The organism is Corynebacterium sp. EPI-003-04-2554_SCH2473622, from assembly GCF_001665955.1.
In the GTDB taxonomy this organism is placed as follows: Bacteria; Actinomycetota; Actinomycetes; order Mycobacteriales; family Mycobacteriaceae; genus Corynebacterium; species Corynebacterium pseudodiphtheriticum.
This window is the reverse complement of sequence record NZ_LZMN01000050.1, coordinates 11,840-31,900: the sequence shown is the minus strand read 5'-3', so window position 1 is coordinate 31,900 and position 20,061 is coordinate 11,840. Positions and strand designations below refer to the sequence as shown.

The 20,061-nt window shown below is 54.8% G+C and carries 16 protein-coding genes; 11 read left to right on the top strand and 5 right to left on the bottom strand.

Annotation, left to right across the window (positions count from 1 at the left end):
* Positions 1-104: 104 nt before the first annotated feature.
* From coaE to A5774_RS05680, 4 genes are all read left to right on the top strand, one after another.
* On the top strand, positions 105-722 hold the full coding sequence (gene coaE, locus A5774_RS05695; protein WP_027017820.1) for a dephospho-CoA kinase: 618 nt from the start codon (positions 105-107) through the stop codon (positions 720-722).
* A gap of 18 nt (positions 723-740) precedes the next feature.
* Complete coding sequence (gene uvrB, locus A5774_RS05690) at positions 741-2,846, top strand: excinuclease ABC subunit UvrB (RefSeq protein ID WP_021352221.1); 2,106 nt, start codon at positions 741-743, stop codon at positions 2,844-2,846.
* 118 nt (positions 2,847-2,964) lie between these two features.
* Positions 2,965-3,435: a universal stress protein gene (locus tag A5774_RS05685; RefSeq protein WP_021352220.1), complete on the top strand. Its 471-nt coding sequence runs from the start codon at positions 2,965-2,967 to the stop codon at positions 3,433-3,435.
* Positions 3,436-3,456: 21 nt separating this feature from the next.
* Positions 3,457-3,945 carry a universal stress protein gene (locus A5774_RS05680; protein WP_023019545.1) on the top strand — a complete coding sequence of 163 codons (489 nt, stop codon included), beginning with the start codon at positions 3,457-3,459 and terminating at the stop codon, positions 3,943-3,945.
* A gap of 93 nt (positions 3,946-4,038) precedes the next feature.
* Here A5774_RS05680 and A5774_RS05675 read toward each other — a convergent pair whose 3' ends face one another.
* From A5774_RS05675 to A5774_RS05665, 3 genes are all read right to left on the bottom strand, one after another.
* Positions 4,039-6,342: a UvrD-helicase domain-containing protein gene (locus A5774_RS05675; protein WP_064833775.1), complete on the bottom strand. Its 2,304-nt coding sequence runs from the start codon at positions 6,340-6,342 to the stop codon at positions 4,039-4,041.
* Positions 6,343-6,356: 14 nt separating this feature from the next.
* Positions 6,357-7,208 carry a DoxX family protein gene (locus A5774_RS05670; RefSeq protein ID WP_021352217.1) on the bottom strand — a complete coding sequence of 284 codons (852 nt, stop codon included), beginning with the start codon at positions 7,206-7,208 and terminating at the stop codon, positions 6,357-6,359.
* Between the two features lie 92 nt (positions 7,209-7,300).
* Positions 7,301-7,900 (bottom strand): MBL fold metallo-hydrolase, encoded by a 600-nt coding sequence (locus A5774_RS05665; protein WP_021352216.1) that lies wholly within the window; start codon positions 7,898-7,900, stop codon positions 7,301-7,303.
* Between the two features lie 128 nt (positions 7,901-8,028).
* Here A5774_RS05665 and uvrA point away from each other — a divergent pair, with 128 nt between their 5' ends.
* From uvrA to pheT, 7 genes are all read left to right on the top strand, one after another.
* Positions 8,029-10,872: an excinuclease ABC subunit UvrA gene (gene uvrA, locus A5774_RS05660; RefSeq protein ID WP_064833773.1), complete on the top strand. Its 2,844-nt coding sequence runs from the start codon at positions 8,029-8,031 to the stop codon at positions 10,870-10,872.
* Between the two features lie 314 nt (positions 10,873-11,186).
* Positions 11,187-11,708, top strand: coding sequence for a translation initiation factor IF-3 (gene infC / locus A5774_RS05655; protein ID WP_081703749.1), 522 nt, complete (start codon positions 11,187-11,189; stop codon positions 11,706-11,708).
* A gap of 33 nt (positions 11,709-11,741) precedes the next feature.
* A complete protein-coding gene (rpmI, locus tag A5774_RS05650; RefSeq protein ID WP_018120128.1) occupies positions 11,742-11,936 on the top strand; it encodes a 50S ribosomal protein L35 in 195 nt (64 codons plus the stop codon).
* A gap of 58 nt (positions 11,937-11,994) precedes the next feature.
* Positions 11,995-12,378, top strand: coding sequence for a 50S ribosomal protein L20 (rplT, locus tag A5774_RS05645; protein WP_021352214.1), 384 nt, complete (start codon positions 11,995-11,997; stop codon positions 12,376-12,378).
* A gap of 104 nt (positions 12,379-12,482) precedes the next feature.
* On the top strand, positions 12,483-13,304 hold the full coding sequence (locus tag A5774_RS05640) for an RNA methyltransferase (RefSeq protein ID WP_021352213.1): 822 nt from the start codon (positions 12,483-12,485) through the stop codon (positions 13,302-13,304).
* Positions 13,305-13,425: 121 nt separating this feature from the next.
* A complete protein-coding gene (gene pheS, locus A5774_RS05635; RefSeq protein ID WP_064833771.1) occupies positions 13,426-14,484 on the top strand; it encodes a phenylalanine--tRNA ligase subunit alpha in 1,059 nt (352 codons plus the stop codon).
* A 29-nt stretch (positions 14,485-14,513) separates the two neighbouring features.
* On the top strand, positions 14,514-17,018 hold the full coding sequence (pheT, locus tag A5774_RS05630; RefSeq protein WP_064833769.1) for a phenylalanine--tRNA ligase subunit beta: 2,505 nt from the start codon (positions 14,514-14,516) through the stop codon (positions 17,016-17,018).
* 256 nt (positions 17,019-17,274) lie between these two features.
* On the opposite strand, the gene A5774_RS05625 is transcribed toward pheT, so the two are convergent.
* Positions 17,275-18,303 (bottom strand): ornithine cyclodeaminase, encoded by a 1,029-nt coding sequence (locus tag A5774_RS05625; protein WP_021352210.1) that lies wholly within the window; start codon positions 18,301-18,303, stop codon positions 17,275-17,277.
* A gap of 91 nt (positions 18,304-18,394) precedes the next feature.
* On the bottom strand, positions 18,395-19,810 hold the full coding sequence (locus tag A5774_RS05620) for an amino acid permease (protein WP_255364749.1): 1,416 nt from the start codon (positions 19,808-19,810) through the stop codon (positions 18,395-18,397).
* Positions 19,811-20,061: the final 251 nt, after the last annotated feature.

The following is a 20,061-nucleotide window of genomic DNA, read 5'->3' as shown; positions in this document are numbered from 1 at the left end:
GCTAGCCAAAGTTCTCAGCTAGCGCCGCAAAAACATAAGAACCCACTTCTTTCTGCCTTAACCCGGGCATTGAGAAGTGGGTTTTTGCGTTCTACACTGGGATTATGAAAATTATCGGACTTACCGGAGGGATCGGCAGCGGTAAGTCAACCGTCGCCCGAATCCTGCAAGAACACGGATTCCCAATCGTCGACGCCGACCTCATCGCACGCGAAATCGTCGAACCCGGCCAACCCGCACTGGCCGAACTCGCCAAAGAATTCGGCGAAGACATCCTCAATGCCGACGGCTCCCTTGACCGCGGACTGCTTGCATCGCGCGCCTTTACAAATAAAGACACCACCCAGCGACTCAACAACATCACCCATCCACGCATCAACCAGCGCACACAAGAACTATTCGACGAAGCCCGCGAAAATGGGGCAGAAGCCGTCATCTACGACATGCCCCTCCTGATTGATAAAGGCCTACACAAAGACATGGACGCAACCATCGTCGTGCACGCCGCAGAACACGTGCGCCTCGAACGGCTGACTACCAAGCGTGGCCTCGACGTAGACGATGTCCGCCGTCGCATCAACGCGCAAATCGACGACGAAACGCGCAAACAATACGCAGACATCCTCCTTGACAACAACGGCACTGAAGAAGACCTAACGCAACAAATCGCACAAGCCGTCGACAAGATTAAACAGTTGACCAAGCAAGCGCAGCCGAGATAGCAGAGTAGACTGGCGACTATGGCTTTTGCTGCTGAGTACCCTGTTTTATCTGAATCCGAACACCGCCCAGTCGGCGCAATCGAGCGCCGGAAAAAGACCTTCGAGGTCGTCTCTGAGTACCAACCGGCCGGTGACCAGCCAACAGCAATTAAAGAACTCGATCGGCGCCTGAAAGAAGGCGAATCCGACGTCGTCCTACTCGGCGCCACCGGTACTGGTAAATCCGCCACCGCAGCCTGGCTGATTGAACAACAGCAGCGCCCCACGCTAGTCATGGCGCCGAATAAAACCCTCGCGGCGCAGCTAGCCAACGAATTGCGACAGCTTCTCCCGCACAACGCGGTGGAATACTTCGTTTCGTACTACGACTACTACCAGCCGGAAGCCTACGTCGCGCAGACAGACACCTATATCGAAAAAGACTCCTCAATCAACGAGGACGTCGAACGCCTGCGCCACTCCGCGACCTCCGCGCTGCTCTCACGCCGCGACGTCGTCGTGGTCTCTTCCGTCTCGTGCATTTACGGTCTGGGAACCCCACAGTCCTACCTGGACCGCTCCGTCGTCATGAAGGTCGATGACGAAGTCGAGCGTGACCGCTTCCTGCGCTTGCTGGTCGATATTCAATACGAACGCAACGACGTCGGATTTACCCGCGGTGCCTTCCGCGTCAACGGCGATACCGTCGATATCATCCCGGCCTATGAAGAACGCGCTGTGCGAATCGAATTTTTCGGGGACGATATCGACGCGTTGTACTATATCCACCCTTTGACCGGCGACATCCTAGAACAAGTCGACGAGGTTCGCATCTTCCCAGCCACACATTACGTCGCGGGGCCAGAACGCATGGAAAAAGCCATTGCGGACATCAAAAAGGAGCTGCAACAGCGTCTTACAGAATTGGAAAACCGCGGCAAGCTTCTCGAAGCCCAACGGTTACGCATGCGCACCGAATACGATCTGGAAATGATCGAACAAGTCGGTTTCTGCTCAGGGATCGAGAACTACTCTCGCCATATCGACGGACGAGAGGCTGGCAGCGCGCCAGCAACATTAATGGATTATTTCCCAGAAGACTTCCTCACGATCATCGACGAGTCACACGTGACCGTCCCACAGATCGGGGGCATGTTCGAAGGCGATATGTCGCGTAAACGGAATTTAGTGGATTTCGGTTTCCGTTTACCCTCCGCTCTGGATAACCGGCCACTGACTTTCGACGAATTTGAAAAACGCGTCGGCCAGACTGTCTATCTCTCTGCCACCCCGGGTGACTACGAAATCACCGCAGCCGGTGGTGAATACGTAGAGCAGGTCATTCGTCCGACGGGCCTGGTGGACCCGAAGGTCACCGTGAAACCAACCAAAGGCCAGATCGACGACCTTATCGATGAGGTGAAAACGCGCACGGCAAAGAATGAGCGCGTGCTCGTGACCACGCTGACCAAACGCATGGCCGAAGACCTTACTGATTACTTGCTGGAACACGGTGTCAAGGTGCGCTACCTGCACTCCGACATTGACACCTTGCAACGTGTGGAATTGCTGCGGCAGTTGCGGTTGGGTGAGTTCGATGTGCTTGTCGGCATCAACTTGTTGCGTGAGGGCTTGGACTTGCCAGAAGTTTCCCTGGTGGCGATTTTGGATGCAGACAAAGAAGGCTTTCTGCGTTCGACGACGTCGCTGATTCAAACGATTGGTCGTGCCGCTCGTAACGTCTCAGGTGAAGTGATCATGTACGCCGACCGGATCACGGAATCAATGAACAACGCTATCGAAGAAACCGAACGCCGCAGGGAAAAGCAGATCGCCTACAACAAGGAACACGGCATCGACCCGCAGCCACTGCGGAAAAAGATCGCGGATATCCTGGATCAAGTTTACGAATCTGGTGATGACGGGGAAGCGGCAAATAACTCGGAATCCGGCGATGCGGCCCTCGTCGACAAGCCAGACGTGTCATCCATGGCAGAAGGCGAGATCCAAACTCTTATCGACGATCTGACGAAGCAAATGAAGGTTGCTGCCCGGGATCTCAAGTTCGAGTTGGCAGGCCGATTGCGTGATGAGATCGCGGATCTGAAAAAGGAACTGCGCGGAGTGAAAGAAGCTGGTATATAACTTGCAGCCAGTGTGGTGATAATCGCGTCATATTTGCCGGATTCTCCGGTGATTTTTCCGTGGAGTTTGAGATAAGGCGTTAGAATCGCACTATTGCCAAGTTCGGAAGGAACTCCCCGTGGTCGCATATTCCACTATTGTTACTGGATCTGACGGATCGGACTCGTCACTGCATGCGGTACGGTCAGCTGCGAGTCTGGCGCGGGCATTTCAAGCTAAGCTGATCATCGTTTCTGCTTTTTACCAGAAAAATGGTCTCATGATTGATGCCAAAGCCGACGCAAATGCGCTGCCCGTTATTAATCGCGATGCAGCCGAAAATATCTTGCTCGAAGCCCAACAGGTAGCTACGGACGAAGGTGCAGGGCACATCGAGCTTCGTGCACTTAATGGGGGCCCGGTAGCAGTGCTACGGGAGGTGGTTGAAGAATCCGCAGCCGATCTTGTGGTCATCGGCAACCGCGGCCTAAAGACGCTGTCCGGTCGTGTTTTTGGCAGCATACCCAGTGAGGTTACTCGGCGCTTTGATGTAGACGTGTTGGTTGTCAACAGTGATCATCATGAACAAGCAGACGAAGCGCAAGCATAGGGGAGCAGGGCTCCGGGAATCATGAGATCTGAATCCTCCGGCATGGGGAAGCCACCCGCCGATCCTAGCAACGAAGATTATTCCACCATTGTGGTTGGCAGCGATGGCTCCCCGTCATCACTATTAGCGGTCCGGCGTGCTGCGCGTTTGGCCGCAGCCTTCGACGCCGAGTTAATCATCGCGTGCGCCTACTACGAACCTGAAGACACAGTCGGTCAGCAAGAATGCCAAAGTGAACATCCAGTAGTCGGACAAGAACAAGCCGATTCTATATTGCAACCAGCGTGTGAAGAGGCCCGAGCGCTTGGCGTACAGACAGTGGCTGCAGCCATGGAAACTGGAAGCCCCGTCGCGGCGCTAATGCGCATAGTTTCCCAACACGATGCTGATGTGCTCGTGGTAGGAAACCGTGGCATCAATACCCTGACGGGACGGTTATTGGGCTCGGTGCCAGCAGATATCGCACGACAATCCGATTGTGACGTGATTATCGTGCACACCGTGGCATAGCCACCACAGTTAGACAGGCGCCGACCGGTGAAAACCGGCGTGGTACTAGTGCCTGTCTAATCTCAACCCTGCTAAGTCCAAGCCTTCTTAGTCTCACCCTGCTAAGTCCAACGTGCCGATAATGCTGAGAGTCTGCGTTGCGCGGGTACATGCAACGTAGAGATCCTGCCATCCGCGCGAGGAAGCAGCGATGATTTGTTCCGGCTCCACGACGATCACGTGGTCAAATTCTAGGCCCTTGTACGTGGCGGCATTGTGGGCAGAAATAATCGCATAACTGCGCTGGTTTTGGTCAGCGGTATCGTCTTCCGCACTCACTGCAGTCTCGTCTGCGCGCAATTGATCACGAACCTCCTCCGCTGAGGTACCACTTGGTAGCCAGCGCACAGCGCCTTTCCGGTTACGGATAGCCTGGGCCACTGTGGTATCCGGGCTGTACTTGTGCACGATGCTTTCGGCCAGCTCAGCGATTTCCACCGGTGTTCGATAATTAATCGTCAGTTGATGCTGCCGGTAGCGCTTGCCGACGAACGGCTCCAATGCCTCGCTCCAGCTATCACAGCCAGCCGGTGAACTCGTTTGGGCAGGATCCCCAACTACCGTCATCCATCGGTTAGGGCTCCGGCGAAACACCATTCGCCATTCCATCGCAGAAAGTTCCTGCGCTTCGTCGACGACAACGTGTCCGAATGCCCAGGTACGGTCGCCTTCTGCCCGCTCGGCGGTGGTCCGATAATCGCGTGCCTGCTGGCGACGCGCTAAGGTTTCCGCGTCGATCACGTGGTGCGCAGACAGTATTTCTGAGTCGAAGACATCATCGTTATCGGTCGATTCCGAAGTAGCCAGGATATCCAGTGCACCCTCGGCTTCTTCCAGTGCTTCGCGCCATTCCTGCTCATCCGCAGCAGCTTGCTGTTCGTCATCACCGCTGCCCAGCAGCTGGGCAAGCTCATCCAACAGTGCGGCATCAGAATCCGACCATCCTTGCTCCGAACGCCATAGGGCAGACGTGAATTCTTCGCCCCCGTTACCGCGACAAGCAGCGTGCAATGTCTCACGGTCGGATAACAGTTCGCGCAATACTTGGCGCGGCCCTAACTGCGGCCAGAACTCGTCTACAAGCTCGTCGACGATGGCCTCATCGGAAATATCTTCATGCAACGCTGAAATATCCGCGCTATTGAGTAGGTTGCCACCATCTAGTGGATCGTGGCCTATGATTTCAGCCAAACCCTGCGCAAGAAGCTCTTGGAGCTGCTCACTGAAGATTTCACGGGCTTCGTTGTGCGGTTTTCGCGACCGTCGTGCCTTTGTACGAGCTGTTTTCACCATGGTTGGTGTCAGCTCCACGCGAGTGCCTTCTAGCACCACTTCCCGGCTATGCTTCGGCACGTGTTGATAAGCCTTGACCGCTGCCTTCAATACATCGACCATCTGCAGCGAGCCTTTGACCCGTCGGGTTTCAGCAGTGTCGTGCAAGGTAGGGCGCAACCCCGGGTAGAGACGGCCAATCGTACTTAGAACCACGCCAGTTTCCCCCAATTCGGGAAGAACCTGCGAAATATAGTTCAAAAAAGTCGGGTTCGGCCCGATGATCAATACGCCGGTCCGTGAAAGCTGCTCCCGCCAGGTGTATAGCAAGTAGGCGACTCGGTGCAGCGCGACGGCAGTTTTCCCTGTGCCGGGTCCTCCTTCCACGACGAGAACCCCGCGGGTGCTATCGCGAATGATCGCATCCTGCTCTCGCTGGATGGTTTCTACGATGGACTCCATGTGTTCGCCGCGAGCGCTATTCATTGCGTGCAGCAGTGCAGCCTCGCCGGCTACATCAGCGCGATCCGCGTCGCCTGGAGCGGTGCCAGATAGGAGCTCGTCGTCGATATCCTTGACGACGCGATCCGCGGTGCGAATATGTCGGCGAACCCGTACTCCCTCTGGGTGGGCAGTAGTGGCCAAATAGAACGGCCGAGCCATAGGGGCGCGCCAGTCGATCAGCAGTGAACGGTAGTCGTCATCACGATCCATGAGACCGATGCGTCCGATGTATCGGCGGTCCAGACCCTCTGACGTCGGGTTTTCACCTTTCGCGTCCACATCTATGCGTCCAAAAACCAGACCGATCTGCGCCAGGTTCAACTGGTCGAGTTTTTCTTGCAGTCGGTGATATTCGGTTTCGCGACGCAGCAAGGCATCGGAATCAGCATTGGCAGGGTCGATAGTTAGCTGTGCGTCGGCAAGACGCTGTCGTGCTTGAGAGACATCTGAATCCAAAATGCCGAACAAAGCATCAACATAGCTTTGTTCGGCAGCGAGCTCTGCAGAATAGTTCGAGTGATGTACTCGTTTGGTTCTCTGCGAACCCGTGGATTGCTGTCCCGTAGTTCTACGGGGAGACAATGGTCAGTATTTTCCTAGAAATCGATTTTCTTGTCGAGCTTCTTCATAGCCTTGGACAGAGCTTTGTCTGCCTTGCTTTGAATCTTCTCGGCGTTCTTGCGGGCTTTCTTTGCCTTCTTGCCGTGCTTCTTCTCGGCGTCCTTCAGAGCATCATTGGCCTTGTCCTGGGCCTTTTTAGCGGCCTTTACGGTGCTCTTCTTGGCGGTTTTGGCGTTGGAGCGTGCAGCATCCAGCCATTCATTGGCATTCTTGGACCAGTCGCCCTTGTTGTCCTTGACGTAGGCCTGCGCCTTTTCGCTGGAATCCTTGATCCAGTCGCTAGCCTGACCACCGAATTCGCCTGCTTTTTCGCGGGCATCCTGGAGCATCTTTTCGGAATCAGACTGTGTTGGCAGTGCCTGCTGCATCTTCTTGCCAGCCTGCTTCGAAGCGTGTTCTGCGCGCCACTTCAGGCCTGGTTTGCCCTCGGTGTCTTGGGAAGCGATGAACAAGCCACCCAGCAAAGCTGAGGAAGTAGCGAAGTTGTTTAGACGTGCGCGGCGCTCGTCATCTTCGTCTGCAGACCAGAAAGCATCGCGGGTGAAAAGCGTCGGCAAGCTAGTGATTGCCAGGGTTGCAGCAGCCAGACGTGGTGCCTTACCGATAGCAAACAGGGAACCAGCACCAACTTTAATGCCGCCCAAAGCGCGAGCGACGGTCTTTGGGCTGTTAGGAATAGCGTCCGCGATGTCTGCTGGGACGATCTTGCGCACACGCGCGATCAGGTCTTCGGTGGTGTCAACGCGTTCGTTAGTCTTACGCAGCGCATCAACGCCGTCGAGGATGAAGACTGAAGCCAGCATTGGTCGTGCGATCTTGCGGATCATAGCTAGTAATGCTCCTTGTAATAGTAGCTTGAAGTACTAAGCGCTAATTCTACGTTATCTGCCTACAAAGTGTGGTGGGCATTGTTCGTTACTTACCAGCGTCGTTCCCACCATTCTGTAAGTTTGCCGCGCTCTTCTCCCAAAGTGGTTGGGTTACCGTGCCCGGGCCAAACTTTGGTTTCATCGGGGTATTGGTCAAAAATCCGGTCGCTGACGTCATGGAACAAGCGCACGAAATCGCCTTCGGAATCGGTTTTTCCTAAACCGCCCGGGAATAGCGAATCGCCGACGAACAAGTTTGGTACACCATCAATCACAGCAGCTAAAGCGACTCCACCGGGAGTATGCCCACGCAAGATAATCACTGGGTATTCCTTGCCAGCGAATTCGAGAACGTCGCCATGCTGTAGCTCCACATCGATGTTGCCGGGGATTGCTGGGGCATCCAGGTATGACGCGTAGTGCTTTGCGCCAGTTTTTTCCAACAACTCTTCCAACGCGCGCGTGTGATCCCAGTGGCGGTGGGTGGTCAACACCGTGGTGATGGTGACTCCTAATTCCTGAGCGAAAGCTAGCAGCCGTGGGGCATCGTCTGCGGCGTCGATTAGTAACGCCTGGTCGCCGTCGACAAGAAAATAACACTGGTTGTCCATCTCTGATATGGACACAGAATGTAACGCTAGGGTGCTCATGCAGACAGTTTACGTCGATAATGGTTGCTGCATACAACCTGGTAGTTTTGAAGGGACGAGAGCGTCTAAAGCGTGCTGGTTGCAGCCGGATATATAAACAGAAAATTGTGGGAAGGCTTGGTGGATCCGTGGCGGATCGTTTGGTGGTCAAAGGTGCACGCGAACATAACCTAAAAGGCGTGGACATTGATTTGCCGCGCGATAAGATGATCGCGTTTACCGGGCTTTCTGGCTCGGGTAAATCCTCACTGGCGTTCGATACTATTTTTGCCGAAGGGCAACGTCGATATGTGGAATCATTGTCTTCGTATGCCCGTATGTTCCTCGGGCAAATGGACAAGCCGGACGTCGAGTTTATTGAAGGCTTGTCGCCAGCGGTTTCAATTGACCAGAAGTCAACCAACCACAACCCGCGTTCGACTGTCGGGACGATCACCGAGATTTACGACTACTTGCGTTTGCTGTTTTCGCGTGCAGGCACCCCGCATTGTCCTACCTGCGATGCCGTGATCGAACGGCAAACCACACAAATGATCGTCGATCAGGTGCTTGCGCACGAGGAAAAAGCCAAATTCCAGGTGCTAGCGCCAGTCGTGCGCACACGCAAGGGCGAGTTTGTGGATCTGTTTGCTGGTTTGTCTGCACAAGGTTTTTCTCGCGCACGGATTGATGGTGAAATCTATCAGCTGAGTGATCCACCGACACTGAAAAAGCAGATCAAGCACGATATCGACGTCATCGTGGACCGTTTGCAGGTTAAGGCTTCACATAAACAACGGTTGACCGATTCGGTGGAGACGGCCTTGCGTCTTGCCGACGGCCTGGTGACCATTGATTTTGTTGATGATCCGGATTCTACTCGGATGTTTTCTGAGAACTCCGCCTGCCCAAACGGGCATGCTCTGACGATTGATGAGTATGAACCCCGCTCCTTTTCCTTTAACTCACCGTACGGTGCTTGCCCGAGTTGTGACGGTTTAGGCTCACGCCACGAGGTGGATCAGGATTTGTTGATTCCGGATCCGGATGCCCCAGCCAATAAGGCGGTGCAGCCCTGGTACGCCAGCCCGAATCAACGGTATTTCGTTAAATTAGTCGAAGGTCTGGCCAAGACACTGGATTTTGACCCGGAGACACCATTTTCACAACTGACTAAGCAGCAGCGTGATGCGCTGGTTAATGGCACGAAAACTGAAGTTCGTGTGCGGTACCGAAACCGTTACGGTCGGCAGCGCGATTGGACGGCCCCGTTCGAAGGTGCGGCAGGGTATGTGCGTCGCAAGTTGGATACTGCCGAATCGGATTCACAAAAAGACCGTTTCATGGCTTATACCCGCCAGGTGCCGTGCAAGAAGTGCAAGGGCACACGCTTGAAACCGGAGATCCTCGCTGTGCGGCTGGCTTCTACCTCGCATGGTGAGCTTTCGATCGCCGGGCTGGCAGAGCTACCGATTGAAGAAGCCACGCAGTTCCTGGATACGCTGCAGTTGGATCACCGTAACGAAATCATCGCTGGTGCAGTACTCAAAGAGATCCAAGCGCGTCTGCAATTTCTTGTCGACGTCGGACTGACCTATCTCACGCTCAACCGCGGTGCTTCCACCCTTTCTGGTGGTGAGGCACAGCGCATCCGCTTGGCCACGCAAATCGGAGCCGGGCTCGCCGGTGTGTTGTACGTGTTGGATGAGCCGTCCATTGGTTTGCATCAACGTGATAATAACAGGTTAATCGCTACTTTGCAGCGCTTGCGCGATTTGGGCAATACCTTGATTGTCGTGGAACATGATGAGGACACGATTCGTGCCTCGGATTGGATGGTCGATATTGGCCCGCGCGCCGGTGAATATGGCGGCGAGGTCGTTTATCAGGGGGCCCCTGCAGGGATTGCGGATTGCCCGGGATCGTTAACCGGGGATTACCTGTCTGGGCGTAAGGTTTTGGCAGTTCCAGAAAAGCGTCGTCCAATTGATAAGGAGCGGCAGCTGACCGTTGTTGGTGCTCGGGAAAATAATCTGCGCGGCATCAACGTCACCATTCCGCTAGGGGTGCTGTGTTGCATCACGGGAGTTTCGGGATCGGGAAAATCTACCGTGGTCAACGGCATTTTGGCGAAGACTTTGGCCAACGAGCTTAACCGTGCCCGTCAGGTTCCGGGGCGGGCGAAGCGCGTGGAAGGTATCGAAAACCTGGACAAGATGGTGCAGGTCGATCAGTCACCGATTGGGCGTACTCCGCGTTCCAATCCAGCGACCTATACCGGTGTGTTCGATAAGATCCGCAACCTATTTGCCGAAACACAAGAGGCTAAGGTGCGCGGTTATAAGCCTGGGCGTTTCTCCTTCAACGTGAAGGGAGGGCGTTGCGAATCCTGCCAAGGCGAAGGCACTCTCAAGATTGAGATGAACTTCCTTCCTGATGTGTTTGTGCCTTGTGAGGTGTGTCAGGGCGCGCGTTATAACCGGGAAACACTGGAAGTGCATTATAAAGGCAAAAACATTGCCGAAGTGTTGAATATGCCGATTTCGGAAGCAGCCGAGTTCTTCGAGCCGATTACTTCAATCCATCGCTATCTAGCGACACTCGTCGACGTCGGCTTGGGCTACGTGCGCTTGGGGCAATCAGCGACGACGCTGTCCGGTGGTGAGGCGCAGCGGGTGAAACTGGCATCGGAGTTGCAAAAGCGTTCGCATGGTCGCACTGTCTATATTCTGGACGAGCCGACCACAGGGTTGCACTTTGAGGACATTCGCCGCTTGATGTTGGTAATTCAAGGCCTGGTGGACAAAGGGAATTCAGTGCTGATTATTGAGCATAACCTGGATGTAATTAAGGCAGCAGACTGGATTGTCGACATGGGGCCCGAAGGCGGCTCTGGTGGCGGCACTGTGGTGGCGCAAGGTACTCCAGAGGATGTGGCGAAGGTGGAAGCCTCTTATACCGGGCAATTTTTGGCGGAAATCCTGCATGCTTAGAGCGAGTGATGGCCCTGTTCGGAGCGAGTGACCGCAATGCAGCGGCATTCCTATGGGGAAGGTGCTCATCGATTTGTGTGATTGATTAATGCGTGCTAGATTGATGCGTACTACCACCTAGGGTTCCGTCCAGGAACTTAGGTCGCAAGTGGAGTCTCCTCCCACCTTATACCGCTCCGTGAGCTGGTTACGGGTAAAGGTGCATACGTCGAGTGATCTCTGTGTTGATCCCTGACGTGTGCTTTCTCGGGGGAGTGCTCTTATTGTGGCAGGGTAGACGTTTCATTCGCCCCTTTTGAACTTAGGAGTCACACATCAGCGCTGAAGCTCGCATTAATGAGCGTATTCGAGTACCGGAAGTCCGTCTTATCGGTCCTGAAGGTGAGCAGGTTGGTGTCGTTCGTACAGACGACGCCCGCAAAGTTGCCTATGAGGCCGATCTTGATCTAGTTGAGGTTGCGCCGAACGCAAAGCCACCTGTCGCAAAGATCATGGACTACGGCAAGTTCAAGTACGAACAAGCCCAAAAAGCCCGTGAGTCCAAGAAGAATCAGCAGCAGACCGTCGTCAAGGAGCAAAAGCTTCGTCCAAAAATTGACGACCATGACTATGAGACCAAAAAGGGCAATGTTGTCCGCTTCCTGGAAAAGGGCTCCAAGGTCAAGGTAACCATCATGTTCCGCGGTCGTGAGCAGTCGCGCCCTGAACTTGGTTTCCGCTTACTGGAACGCTTGGCTAACGATGTCGAAGAATATGGCGTCGTGGAAGCCAAACCGAAGCAGGATGGTCGCAACATGACCATGGTGCTTGGTCCAGTACGCAAGGGCAAGAAATAACGAACCGTCAATTAAAGGGATTAAGGAAACTCCATGAAGCAGAAGACCCACAAGGGCACAGCAAAGCGATTCAAGCAGACTGGTTCCGGCAAGTTGCGTCGTGAGCAGGCGAATCGTCGCCACCTGCTGGAGCACAAGCCTTCTAAGCGCACCCGCCGTCTGAAGGGTGACGTTGACGTTGCACAGGCTGATCAGAAGCGCATCAAGCGTTTGCTTGGCAAGGCCTAAAGGCCCACTCGTTTCATCCCACATCAGTACCAACAACAAGATTTAAGGAAGTTTCACCGTGGCACGAGTAAAGCGGTCCGTTAACGCCAAGAAGAAGCGTCGCACAATCCTGAAGTCCGCAAAGGGCTACCGGGGTCAGCGCTCCCGCCGCTACCGCGTAGCAAAAGAGCAGTGGTTGCACTCCATGACTTACGCTTACCGCGACCGTCGCGCGCGTAAGTCGGAATTCCGCAAACTGTGGATCCAGCGCATCAACGCTGCAGCCCGCATGAATGACATCACCTACAACCGTCTGATCCACGGCCTGCGTTTGGCTGAGATCGAGGTTGACCGCAAGATGCTTGCAGAGCTGGCTGTCAATGACTTTGACACTTTCTCCGCACTGTGTGAGGCTGCCAAGTCCGCACTGCCTGCCGACGTCAACGCACCGGCAAACGCTTAATTTTCCGCGCAACACCGTACGTATGCGCCACACGCCCTCGGAAGATTCCGGGGGCGTTTCGCTGTTCTGCAGACCTTAACTCTGATCCCGTAGACTAAGCCACCATGACGCTAGATTTTTCCGCCCCGTTTACCGAGCGCACACCGCGCGTGTCCCGAGCAGCGAAGCTGCACCGTGCCGCCGTCCGTAAGAAAGAACAACGTTTCCTTATCGAAGGCGAGAATTCAGTAGACGCGGCAGTCTCGACGGGTGCAGCGACTGATCTGTTTGTAACGCAGAGTGCTGCTGAGCGTTTCGAGCATATTGTGAGCACCGCAGGGTTTATGGATGTGTATATTCACCCGATTACTGACGGTGCGGCGAAATTACTTTCGGAAACGACAACCACCCCGGGTATCTTCGCGGTTTGTTTACCCGTGATGTTTAGTGCCGGCAAAATCATCAAATCTTCCCCGAGCTTGCTGACGATACCTGTGGAAACCTCAGAACCGGGGAACGCGGGCACACTAATCCGCGTTTCGGATGCCCTTGGTGCAGACGGCGTCGTATTCGCGGGAAACACTGTTGATCCGCACTCCAACAAAGTGGCGCGTGCATCTGCGGGTTCACTATTCCATACACCCGTGGCGCGAGAAACAGGCGTTAACGATGTATTGGGCCAGTTACGCGCGGCAAATCTGCAGATCTTGGCGACGTCCGCCGATGGGGAGATAACTCTAGAAGAAGCTGAAGAATCTGGCATGTTGCACAAACCCACTGCTTGGTTGCTGGGAAATGAGGCGCATGGTCTTTCTGCGGGTGTGGCTGCTCGCGCTGATCACCGAGTGTCAATCCCTATTCGTGGCAACGCGGAATCACTGAATCTAGCGACGGCTGCATCAATCTGCCTTTACGAATCCGCCAAAGCGCAAAACCGGCGTCGCTAAAGCATTTGTGCTGAGCACGTAAAGGCTACTCCGCTACCTGTTACCTATTGTTGATCGCTAGACTGGCATGCGGACGAAACCGAATTCTTAACTACTACCGATTACTGCGAGGACTGCTGACGTGTCGAACGCACCTGATAACGGAACTGATATTGATTTGAGCCAGGAAGCTTTGGATGCTGCTGCTGAGAAAGCTATGGCAGATTTCTCAGCGGCATCCACTATGGAAGACCTTGCCGAAGCACGACGGCAACATCTTGGGGATGGCGCTTATATTCCTCGCGCTCGACAATCATTAGGCTCATTGCCCAAGGACCAACGCAAAGCCGCTGGAAAAGCCGTTAATATGGCACGTGGTAAAGCGGAAAAGGCTTATTCGCAAATTCATGCAGAATTAGAGGAACAAGAGCGACAAGCCCAACTGATCCGGGAAAGAGTTGACGTCACTGTTCCGACCACACGGCACCAAACTGGAGCGCTGCACCCAATCACTGCTTTGTCTGAGCGGATTTCAGATATTTTCATCGGTATGGGCTGGGAGATCGCTGATGGACCAGAGGTCGAGGCCGAATATTTCAACTTTGATGCGCTGAACTTCAAGCCAGACCACCCGGCTCGGACGCTGCAGGATACCTTCCACGTTGGTAAACCAGGCTCACAGCAGGTGTTGCGCACCCACACTTCGCCGGTGCAGGTTCGGTCTATGCTTGAACGCGATGTGCCCCTCTATATTGCTTGCCCGGGCCGAGTGTTCCGCACCGATGAACTCGATGCCACTCACACCCCGGTGTTCCATCAGATTGAAGGTTTAGCCGTCGACAAGGGGCTGAACATGGCCCACCTGCGCGGCACTCTCGATCACTTGGCAAAAACGCTTTTCGGCCCAGAGACCACCACGCGTATGCGTACAAACTATTTTCCGTTCACTGAGCCTTCCGCTGAGGTCGATGTCTGGTTCCCAAACAAAAAGGGCGGTGCCGGCTGGATCGAATGGGGCGGATGTGGCATGGTCAACCCCAACGTCTTGACTGCCGTTGGTGTTGACCCGAACGAATACACTGGTTTTGCCTTCGGCATGGGGCTGGAGCGCACCCTGCAGTTCCGTAATGGTCTCTCGGATATGCGCGATATGGTCGAAGGCGACGTCCGCTTTACCTTGCCATTCGGAATCCACGCTTAACCACCAACCCAGAATAAGGAGCCGCAACAATGTTGATCACCCAGAACTGGGTTAGCCGTCTACTGAACCAGCACAACCCGGAGTGGGCCGTCAGTCCAGCCGATTTCGACGGTGGCTATGTCCGCGTTGGTTTTGAAACTGAAGGCTATGAGGCAATCGAAGAAACCACTGGACCTCTGGTGTTTGGGCGTGTGGAAAACATCGAAGAACTGACCGAGTTCAAAAAGCCGATCCGATACTGCCATGTGCACGTTGGTAAAGCCAATGGCACAGGCGAGCTGCAGGAAATTATTTGTGGTGCACGGAACTTCGCGGAAGGTGACCTAGTGGTTATCGCTCTTCCCGGAACCGTGTTGCCCGGGGGCTTCGCCATCGGCGAGCGCAAGACCTACGGCAAGATGTCTCGCGGCATGATTTGCTCGGTAGCTGAGCTGGGTCTGACTGATAAATCTGATGGCATTTTGACTCTCCCGGCTGATGCCGGTGAGCCAGGCGAGGATGCCCGTGGTTATTTGGGCTTGGACGATGTCATCTTCGATGTCAACATCACTCCGGACCGCGGCTATGCTCTTTCCGCTCGTGGTTTGTCTCGTGAGATCGCCTCGGCGTTTGACTTGAAATATGTGGATCCCGCAGTCGACCCTTCTGTTGCAGGATTGAGCACTGAAGGAGTGCCTGCTGCCGACGGCGAAACCCTGTCCGTCAACATCGCCGAGGACACTAAGACTCGTCGTTTTGGTCTCCGCAAAGTCACCGGAATTGACCCGAAAGCGCAATCACCATGGTGGATGCAGCGCGAACTGATGCTTTCCGGCCAGCGTCCAGTCAATGCTGCTACGGATATCACGAACTACCTGATGTTGCTGCTAGGCCAGCCAATGCACGCGTTCGACGCCAGCAAGATTCAAGGCGGGCTCACGGTGCGGTGCGCAGAAGAAGGCGAGAAATTTGAGACGCTCGATCACGTCGACCGTACCCTGAATGCAGAAGACGTCGTGATCTGTGATGAGTCTGGCATCCAGTCCTTGGCTGGTGTTATGGGGGGTACCACCTCTGAAATCAGCGCTGAGACCACTGATGTCTACTTCGAGGCCGCTAACTGGGATCCGATCACAGTGGCGCGTACTTCGCGCCGGCATAAGTTGTCCTCGGAAGCATCCCGTCGTTTTGAACGCGGCGTTGACCCAGCATTGGTTGAGATTAGCCTGGACCTGGCCTGCGCGTTGCTCGCGGAGATCGCTGGCGGAACGGTAGAAGCCACCCGAAGTGTGCAGGGGGAAGTTCCCGCGGCGCCGGAAATTGCCATGGATATCAATTTCCCGTCTCGGATCGCTGGCGTTGACTACCCGGAACAAACTGTTATCGGGCGTCTGGAAGAGATCGGCGCGGAAGTCTCCCAGGACGGTGCACAATTGCGTGTGACTCCACCAACTTGGCGTTCTGACTTGACGGTTGCTGTCGACCTGGTGGAGGAAGTATTGCGCTTGGAAGGGTTGGAAGATATTCCGACCATCTTGCCGACACCATCGGCAGGGCGCGGGTTAAGCCCTGCGCAAAAGCGCCGCCGTGCAGTTGGTCATGCTTTGGCGTATTCCGGTTATGCGGAGATCTTGCCGACGCCATTCATTGCTAATGATATTTTCGACACTTGGGGATTGGCTGCTGACGACCCACGCCGCAACACCGTGGCAGTGCAAAACCCGCTGGAATCTGACCATGCGGTTTTGGGAACCACGCTGCTGCCTTCGATGCTGGATGCGGTACGCCGTAACGTCGCACGGGGCCGTGACTCGGTTGGTTTGTTCGGTCTCCAACAGGTGAGCTTCGCTGTTGCGGATCACACCCCTATGCCGTCGGTTGCCGCGCGGCCGGATGATGCCACCGTGGCGAGCGTAATCAATAGTTTGCCGCGACAGCCGCTGCACGTGGCAACCGTAGGTTCCGGTGAGCTGGAATTTACTGGACCGTGGGGTAGCGGTCGTCATTACACCTATGCAGATGCTATCGAGTCTGCGCGCATCGTGGCGCGTGCGTGTGGGGTAGAACTGGAAATTGCGAACGCAGAATATTTGCCGTGGCACCCGGGACGCTGCGCGCAACTGAGTGTTGCGGGCACCGTGGTTGGTCACGCTGGTGAGCTGCACCCACAGGTTGTCGAAGCTCTTGGACTTCCTGCGCGTACGTGCGCTATGGAATTGAATCTTTCCGCTTTGCCGTTGGACGAATCCTTCCCGGCGCCGCGCCTGTCGGCCTTCCCGGCTTTGCACCAAGATTTGGCGCTGGTCGTCGACGACGAGGTACCTGCCGAGACTGTGCGCCGCGTCGTTGAATCGGCAGCAGGTGACTTGCTGGAATCCGTGGAGCTTTTCGATGTCTTCCGTGGCGAACAACTGGGAGCAGGCAAGAAGTCGCTAGCATTTAACTTGGTATTCCGCGCCGATGATCGGACCTTGACTGATGATGAGGTCAATGAATACCGTGTGCAAGCTGCAGAGAAGGCTCGCGTCGAGCTGGGAGCTCACATGCGTGCATAAAAAGTTTCCGACTGTGCTGGTGCTTCTTTCAGCTTTTCTTGGGGCAGCATCAGCCTGCGATTTCGATCTACAGCGTGGGGGACTGTCTCTCAAGCATGGAAAAGAATTGCTGAAGGAATAGAGTTGCAGATAGAAAATGCGCACTACCAACCGGTAGTGCGCATTTTTCAGCTTAGTGCCTAAGCATCTCTACTAATGAGCTGCCTAGGCGCTTATAAGCCGCGTGCTTAAGCCCTTGAGATCGCTTAGACCAGAGTTAGACCAGGGAAGGAACTTCCGCGACCAGCGAGAAGAGATCCTTTGGATCCTCTGGGTTGGCGATCAAGTCGATGTCGGTCTCGAGCTCGGTACCGGCGACATCGTCGCGGAGGTAACGCAAGGCCGAGAAATCATTGATGGCGAAACCGACGGAGTCGAACAAGGTAATCTCCTCATCGGATGAACGACCCTTTTCTTTGCCGGTGATGACCTTCCAGAACTCAACAACCTCGTAGTCGTCTGGCTTCTGCTGGATCTCGCCTTCGATGCGGGTCTGCTCAGGCAGTTCGACGAAGACGGTGGACATATCCAGGATGTCTTCTACCAACTCGGTCTTGCCAGGGCAGTCGCCGCCAACTGCGTTGATGTGTACGCCGGGCTTGACGTGCTGGGTGCCCAGAATCTGGTTCTGTGCCTTATCCGCGGTGCAAGTGGTGATGATGTCGGCACCTTCGACAGCTTCTTCGGTGGTGGAGCAGACGGTGATGTTGAAGCCCAGCGGTTCCAGGTTGCGGCGAACCTTCTCCAAGGCCTCAGGGTCTACGTCGTAGATACGGATGTCTTCGATGCCCAGGGTTCCACGGAAGCCCAAAGCCTGGAATTCAGCCTGCGAACCGGCACCAATCATGGCCATGGTCTTGGAATCTGGGCGAGCCAGCTTCTTGGCCACCATGGAAGACACTGCTGCGGTGCGCAATGCAGTCAGCAACGTCATCTCAGCCAAGAAGGTTGGGTAACCATTGTCGACGTCGGCAAGCATGCCGTACGCGGTAACAGTCTGGAAACCGCGTGCTGGGTTGGATGGGTGACCGTTAACGTACTTGAAGGAGTACTCTTCGCCGTTCGACGTCGGCATCAGCTCGATGACGCCAAACGGGGTGTGGCTAGCAACGCGAGGAATGAGATCGAAACGCTCCCACTCGGAGTAATCCTTCTCCAGGTAGCTAACCATACCGGTGATGATTTTTTCGACACCTTCGCGCTGGATCCAGCGTGCCATATTGTCGACATCTACAAATTTGACCATATTTTTGGTCTCCTTTCGGATTGTGCTTCTTCGTTCCGGGCCGACCGCTAAAGATTATTTGGGCTGGCCGGAAGAGCTGTTCGAAAGCTATTTATTCGCCAGATTCCTGGCTATTGCTTCCTTCATTGTACGCGTTCATTCGAGCTTGGCGAGCTTCTAGCTGTGCCATTACCTGCGGTTTGCACGCCCGCCAGCCTAACCAGAACATCGGGATGAGCAGCAGAGACGCTGCCAATGTGTAGGTTCCCACCGGCCAGTCGAAAGCCATGAGGATGATCACAACACCGATAAAGATCACAACTGCGATATCGCCCCAGGCGTTAAACGGACTGCGGTAGCTGGAGCGTTCGTACTCACCGGTCTTGGAAAGTTTGACGAATTTCCAGTGTGCCATGCTGATTGCTGCCCAACTGGCCATGGTTCCCAGAGCTGCCAGGTTCAGCACAATTTCGAAGGCCATTTCTGGGACCACGAAGTTCAAGAACACGCCAGCGAATGCGATGGCTCCGGCAAGCAGGATACCGCCGTAAGGCACACCGTCCTTTGACAGTGCTTTACCGAATTTTGGACCAGAACCGGAAATCGACATGTTGTACATCACTCGACCAGTGGAATACAGACCCGCGTTGAGCGAGGACAGTGCCGCAGTGATTAGAACCAGCTGGAAAATCGGTGCAGCTACGCCAATGCCGAAAGAATCAAAGAAGGTCACGAATGGTGAGACGCCGGCAATGTATTCGGTGTGCGGCAGAACCATGGTCAACAGCATAACCGAACCAAAGTAGAAGAAGATGATGCGGAACAACACCGCATTGACGGCCTTCGGGATGATCTTTTCGACGTTTTTGGTTTCACCCGAAGTTGTGCCAACGAGTTCGATACCTGCGTATGCGAAAACAACACCTTGGATAACGACAATGGCAGGCAACAAGCCGTTTGGTAACCATCCGCCGCCTTCGCTAATGAGCTGGAATCCAGTGTCGTATCCCTGCGGATGGCCGGTGAGAACTACCCAAATACCCAGAGCCATGAATACCAAGAGCCCAACGATCTTGATCAAGGAGAACCAGTATTCCAGTTCGCCGAAGATCTTGACCGAAAGCATATTGAAGCCCAGGATGAATACGACGACTCCCAGTGCGAGCAGCCATTGCGGGATGCTGTCCAGAACGGACGTGTAGCGATCAAACCAAAGGATGTAGAGGGCCACCGCGGTGGAGTCTGCGATGATGGTCATCGCCCAGTTGCCCCAATACAGCCACCCTGTAATAAAGGCTGCTTTTTCGCCATAGAATTCACGGGCATAAGACACGAACGAACCCGATGACGGCCGGTAAACGATCAGCTCGCCCAGTCCGCGCAGAATGATATAGCCGAAGAAACCGCAAACGAGATAGAGGACTGCAAGGAATGGTCCGGCCTGTTCCAGACGTCCCCCGGTACCTAACAGCAAGCCGGTTCCGATCGCGGAACCTATAGCGATCATTTGTAGTTGACGTTGACCCATTCCTTTGGATAGGCCTTGATCCTCATCAAGATAGGATGCACGCCTTCCGTCTGTTGTCGGCCCCATTGCGCCGCCGTGCGGCTGGGGTTTTTGTTCTGACATATGACTTATTCACCTTCCAGTCGGTGGAGTGTAACGCTCGGCAGGCTAAAGTGCCTGGCGGCATCACATAAAGAGAATGTGACACGGGCTACGCCCAAGTGTTCTTAGAATAAGTGACTCAGGTTATGAAAACAACTGGGGTTGTTGAA

Excerpts from the sequence above, each read along its gene's own strand:
- A5774_RS05670 (WP_021352217.1), bottom strand. The coding sequence starts at position 7,208 with ATGATCCGCAAGATCGCACGACCAATGCTGGCTTCAGTCTTCATCCTC.
- A5774_RS05665 (WP_021352216.1), bottom strand. The coding sequence starts at position 7,900 with ATGAGCACCCTAGCGTTACATTCTGTGTCCATATCAGAGATGGACAAC.
- rpmI (WP_018120128.1), top strand. The coding sequence starts at position 11,742 with ATGAAGCAGAAGACCCACAAGGGCACAGCAAAGCGATTCAAGCAGACT.
- coaE (WP_027017820.1), top strand. The coding sequence starts at position 105 with ATGAAAATTATCGGACTTACCGGAGGGATCGGCAGCGGTAAGTCAACC.
- uvrB (WP_021352221.1), top strand. The coding sequence starts at position 741 with ATGGCTTTTGCTGCTGAGTACCCTGTTTTATCTGAATCCGAACACCGC.
- A5774_RS05640 (WP_021352213.1), top strand. The coding sequence starts at position 12,483 with ATGACGCTAGATTTTTCCGCCCCGTTTACCGAGCGCACACCGCGCGTG.
- A5774_RS05620 (WP_255364749.1), bottom strand. The coding sequence starts at position 19,810 with ATGGGTCAACGTCAACTACAAATGATCGCTATAGGTTCCGCGATCGGA.
- A5774_RS05680 (WP_023019545.1), top strand. The coding sequence starts at position 3,457 with ATGAGATCTGAATCCTCCGGCATGGGGAAGCCACCCGCCGATCCTAGC.
- pheT (WP_064833769.1), top strand. The coding sequence starts at position 14,514 with ATGTTGATCACCCAGAACTGGGTTAGCCGTCTACTGAACCAGCACAAC.
- A5774_RS05625 (WP_021352210.1), bottom strand. The coding sequence starts at position 18,303 with ATGGTCAAATTTGTAGATGTCGACAATATGGCACGCTGGATCCAGCGC.